Origin of the sequence: Pseudoduganella buxea (assembly GCF_009720835.1) — a bacterium.
Taxonomy (GTDB): Bacteria; Pseudomonadota; Gammaproteobacteria; order Burkholderiales; family Burkholderiaceae_D; genus Rugamonas; species Rugamonas buxea.
Genome location: NZ_WNKZ01000174.1, coordinates 1 through 4,272, shown reverse-complemented (window position 1 = coordinate 4,272; position 4,272 = coordinate 1). Strand labels below are relative to the sequence as shown.

The 4,272-nt window shown below is 64.8% G+C and carries 4 protein-coding genes; 3 read left to right on the top strand and 1 reads right to left on the bottom strand.

Features of this window, described 5'->3' with window-relative positions:
- On the bottom strand, nucleotides 1-545 hold a 545-nt coding region (tsaB, locus tag GM672_RS27165), incomplete at its 3' end, for a tRNA (adenosine(37)-N6)-threonylcarbamoyltransferase complex dimerization subunit type 1 TsaB (RefSeq protein WP_229417982.1).
- 163 nt (nucleotides 546-708) lie between these two features.
- Here tsaB and GM672_RS27160 point away from each other — a divergent pair.
- The 3 genes from GM672_RS27160 to GM672_RS27150 form a co-directional block, all read left to right on the top strand.
- Entirely contained in the window at nucleotides 709-1,128 is a 420-nt protein-coding gene (locus tag GM672_RS27160) for a thioredoxin family protein (protein WP_155473617.1), read from the top strand.
- Nucleotides 1,121-1,582: a GNAT family N-acetyltransferase gene (locus GM672_RS27155; RefSeq protein WP_229417981.1), complete on the top strand. Its 462-nt coding sequence runs from the start codon at nucleotides 1,121-1,123 to the stop codon at nucleotides 1,580-1,582. The genes GM672_RS27160 and GM672_RS27155 overlap by 8 nt, the downstream gene beginning before the upstream one ends.
- A gap of 1,068 nt (nucleotides 1,583-2,650) precedes the next feature.
- Nucleotides 2,651-4,272, top strand: a 1,622-nt coding sequence (locus GM672_RS27150; RefSeq protein WP_229417980.1) for a type I polyketide synthase, incomplete at its 3' end; no start/stop codon positions are given.

The window sequence follows — 4,272 nt, the reverse complement described above, 5'->3', positions numbered from 1 at the left end:
CCCAGCCGGGCCACCTGCGCCGCGTGCGGCATGGCGCCACCGTGCGCGGCGGCCGCCAGTTGCGGCGCGAAACCTTCGGGATAGGCCGTGAAACCGTTGCCGCAGGCGACAGCCTCGCCCTGGGCGGCCACGTCGCCCGGGGCGGACAATGCCGGCGGCAGCACGGCCACGGGCAGGTCGCCATCGAAACGATACTGGGCCCAGTACACCTCGTTCATGCGCGCGTCCAGCACGGGCAGCACGGCATCGACGTCGCCGCCCTGCTGCTCGCGGCAGGCCAGGGCCATGGCGGCCAGGGTCACCACGGGCACCAGCGGCTTGCCGGCACCGAAACCCAGGCCCTGGGCGATGCCGCAGGCCGTGCGCACGCCCGTAAACGAGCCGGGGCCGGCGCCGAAGGCGATGGCGTCGCAGTCGGCCAGGGCGATCCCGGCCTCGGCCAGCAGTTCCTGGATCATCGGCAGCACGGACTGGGAATGCGTGCGCACGCCGGACGATTCGCGGTACGTCACGCGCCCGTCGCACAGCAGTGCGCAAGAGGCCATTTCGGAAGACGTTTCGATTGCAACAACGGTAAGCGGAGAAGAAGACATAAGGCGTATTTTACCCTGCGGCGCGGCGCCAGCCCAGCGGCGCGACCGTGGCCATCACGGCCAGCCCCTGCCCGTCCCCCGGCCGCCACGCCGATCGCTGTACAATACGGCCATCATGCACAGCACTACCCTACAAGCGGACAACCGCGCCGAAGTCGCCGCCGCGCTGGCCCAGGATCGCCTGATCGTGGCCTGCCTGTGCGCCGCCTGGTGCGGCACCTGCTCCAGCTACCGCGCCGCATTCGAGGAACTGGCCATGCGCCACCCGGAAAAATACTTCCTTTGGGTCGATATCGAGGACCACGCGGACCTGGTGGGCGACCTCGACGTCGAGAACTTCCCCACGCTGCTGATCCAGCGCCATGAAACGGTGGCCTTCTTCGGCACCATGCTGCCGGACCCCAACGTGGCCAACCGCCTGATCTCCACCATCGCCGCGACCGACGACGCCGAGCTGCTGCGCCTGGCCGGTTCGACGGCGGAGCGGCGCGACTGGCAGGCGCAGTGCAACCTGCGGCGCCTGATGCATGCCTGACGGCGCGGTACTGTTCCGGCGTGCCACCATGGCCGATATCCCGGCGATGTCGCGCATCCGCCTGGCCGTCACCGAGAACGTGTTGTCCGATCCGGCCCGCGTGACGCAGGCCATGTACGAGGATTACCTGGAGAAGTCGGGGCGCGGGTGGGTGGCCGAGATCGACGGGGCGATTGCCGCCTTCAGCTATGCTGACGACACAGACGGCTCGATCTGGGCGCTCTTCGTCGATCCGGCGCACGAAGGCCGGGGCCTGGCGAAACAGCTGCTGCGCCTGGCGACGAACTGGCTGTTTGACTCCGGCTTCAACCGCGTCCGGCTCAGCACCGGCGCCGGCACGCGGGCCGACCGCTTCTACGCGATGCAAGGCTGGCGCCCCGTGCCAGCCGACGGCGCCGACCGGCACTATATCCTCGACCTTGCCCCCCACGGCGACGGGTCAACCGGTTCATAAATTACACCGGCGGCGGTTACATATGCCGATCGCGCCAACTAATTGGTGTCCAATTATCCGGCCAGGCGTGACCCAGGGTTCTATATCATGGCATATGCCATTGCCTACCCACGCTGCCGCAACGGGGCATACCTCCGCATTCCAGAAATATTAACTTCAATCGGGAAACATTCACTACAAACATCGCAACATGGTGAAAACCTTTCCAATTATTACGACGTGATAACGGGCAGCTTTATTGTTTCGAACCTGCTCCACATCCTGCGCATATTCGCGGCATCGCCAGGGACAATAGAAATATCAATACGACCAGGCAAACCGTTCGTATTCAGCATTACACATATTCTACGCGCGCGCGGATACGCATAAACCATCGGCTTATCTCTATAAAGCGCACTCCATGTGCCAGGCTGTTCTGGTATCGGCAATCGGGAATATCCGGGCATGCGCTTGCACTGGCGCGTATCCAGCCCTAATCAGTCGCCCGGGCCGCGCGAAAAGGCGACAGCGCCCCTCATGCAGCACCGCACGTCGCCGCGATGGCCGGCAAGGTAACGCCCAGCCGGCAAAGGCGCCCACCCGCCCGGGCCACGCCTCGGCACGCCATTGCTGCCGCAGGCCGGCCTCCCCGGCGCCCACCCTCCGGCCGGTCCTTCCAACGCGCCGATTGCACGGCTAAGCACACCCCCAACCCTCGACGGCATGTCCTTCCGGCCGAGCATTAAACCATATTCGCGTCCGAATTTTATAAGGTTTTCAAGGTCACCGGAAGAGGAATAGATAATCGCCACCATATTATCTCCGGCGGCGCCATTTCAATACTTCGATTCACTTGATTCATGCAACTGTCAGGTCTGACAGCAAGCGATATATTGACTGCCAAGGCCGTTTCATGAAACGCGGCACCTATGCAACTTATTTATAATAAAATAACTGCTTGTTACATTTGGTGAGTTTTTAATAGGGAGCTTCATGTAATATCCGGCCCTGTTTTGGGAGGGCTTCGATCACGCACCGATAAAGCCTTTCATTTTCAGACATTCCATAAGGCATAGAATGGAAGAACTCTTGTCGACACTGAGCAATACTGAAATTGCCCGGATATTGCAGGGAATCCAGGCCCTGAAGGAAAGCGGAACGGCTGCCGCAGCCCGGCAGCCCGTGGCGGTAGTCGGGCTCGGCTGCCGCTTTCCTGCCGGGATTGAAACGCCCGCGGCCCTGTGGGACGCGGTACAGGCCGGCCACTGTGCCGTGCGGGAGCTGCCGGCATCGCGCCGGCGCACGCCCGCCACGACGGACGCGGCGCCGTCGTCCTGCCCCGCCAAGGGCGGCTTCCTGGACGAAGTCGCGCGCTTCGATCCCTTGTTTTTCGGTATTTCACCGCGCGAAGCCAGCGAAATCGACCCCCAGCATCGCCTGTTACTCGAAGTGGTGTGGGAGGCGATCGAAGACAGCAACATCCCCCTTCGCACGCTGCGCGGGCTGCGCACGGGCGTGTTCTGCGCGATCGGTTCTGACGACTACCTGCAGCTGACGGTCAATCCGCAACGGGCCGGCAAGCTCAACGAGTATTCGGGCCTGGGAACGAGCCGCAGTGTCGGGGTCGGGCGGATTTCCTATCTGCTGGGCTTTTCCGGACCGTCCGTGCACGTCGACACGACTTGCTCCTCGTCGCTGGTCGCCGTGCACCTGGCCGCGCAAAGCCTGCTTGCGGGCGAATGCGATATCGCCATCGTCGCCGGCGTCAACCTGGTGCTCTCGCCCTTGAATGGCTTGAGCCGCGCGGGCCTGTCGGCGCTGTCCCGCAAGGGCGCGTGCCGGGCCTTCGACGATGCCGCGGACGGCTTCGTCCAGGGCGAAGGCTGCGGCGCCGTTGTGCTGCGCCGGCTCGACGCGGCACTTACGGCACAGGACAGGATCGCCGCCATCCTGCGCGGTTCCGGCATCGCGCACAATGCGGGCGGCAACGGCCTGACGGCGCCAAACGGCGCCGCCCAGGAGGCCCTGTTGCGCACGGTGCTGTCGCAGTCCGGACTGGATGCGGCCGATATCGGCTATATCGAGGCGCACGGCACGGGTACCAGGCTGGGCGATCCGATCGAGGCCGAAGCGATCGGCGCCGTCTACTGCGCCGGGCGAAGCGTCGACCAGCCATTGTTCGTCGGTTCCTCGAAAGCCAACTTCGGCCACCTCGAAGCGGCGGCCGGCATCCTGTCGTTCATCAAGACCGTGCTGGCACTGCAACGCGCCGTCATTCCCCGCCAAATCCACTTCGAGCGACCCAACAGCCATATCCCCTGGGACCGGATGGCACTGCAGGTGAACGTCACGACCGACCGCGCGTGGCCAGGGCACTACGCGAAGCGCTACGCCGCGGTCAGTTCGTTCGGCATCAACGGCAGCAATGCCCACGCGCTGCTGGAACAAGGGCCGGAGGTCGTCCCGTACGAGCCGGCGGACAGCCCGCAAGGCGAACAGGAAGCACGGCTGCTGCCGCTGTCGGCCAAGGACGAGGCCAGCCTGCGGGCACAGGCGCGCCAGTACGCCGCGCTGCTGCGCACGAACACGGCGAGCCTGCGCGACATCTGCTATACGGCCGCCACGCGCCGCGAGCATTTCCGCTGGCGCCTGGCGGCCGTGGGCCAATCGCGCCGGCAACTGGCCGAGGCCCTCGACGCCATCGCCGATGG

What these genes read in the sequence shown, in the direction of transcription:
- GM672_RS27160 (WP_155473617.1), top strand. Translation starts at nt 709, where the DNA reads ATGCACAGCACTACCCTACAAGCGGACAACCGCGCCGAAGTCGCCGCC.
- GM672_RS27155 (WP_229417981.1), top strand. Translation starts at nt 1,121, where the DNA reads ATGCCTGACGGCGCGGTACTGTTCCGGCGTGCCACCATGGCCGATATC.